This is a genomic window from Crocinitomix algicola (assembly GCF_001661595.2).
GTDB lineage: Bacteria > Bacteroidota > Bacteroidia > Flavobacteriales_D > Crocinitomicaceae > Crocinitomix > Crocinitomix algicola.
The window spans coordinates 1-517 of record NZ_LYPF02000025.1; the positions used below are offsets into that span (position 1 = coordinate 1).

Here is a 517-nt window from a genome sequence, read left to right on the forward strand (position 1 = left end):
TATTGCCAGACGGATCCATCTTTACCAACCAAGCTTGACGAACAGCATCATATTTAGAAGTATAACCAGTAAACAAATAGTCACCATTTTGATCTTCTAATGCTCCTGAAAACAAAATATATTCATCTGGTTCATAAAATTCTCTTGTCCAAATTGTATCGTTTAATTCATTTATCTTAAATACTATTGCTGAAGCCCCATCTTCGAAACGCATCGCTCCACAAAAAACTTGATTACCTGAAGTTGTTGCAAAAATAAAATTATTAAATCCTGGGATGAATGATTCTCCCGTACTGGAGTTTGGTATAAAACTTGGTGCAATTAAATTCCCCAATTGATCAAACTCAACCAAAATTGGATTATTTAATCCAAATGAGGAGCTCGTCCCTATTAAATAAAATGTATTTGTGTAGGCATTATGAATTAAACCTCTGTAAACTTCGTTATACCCTAAACCAGTTACATCCACGGTCTTATTAAAATAGTGCTGCCCAAAAGCAGCACTATTTAAAATTAG

The 517-nt window shown here is 33.7% G+C and carries 1 protein-coding gene; it reads right to left on the bottom strand.

The window, feature by feature from the left end:
- On the bottom strand, nt 1–517 hold a 517-nt coding region (locus tag A8143_RS17085), incomplete at both ends, for a hypothetical protein (RefSeq protein WP_175437554.1).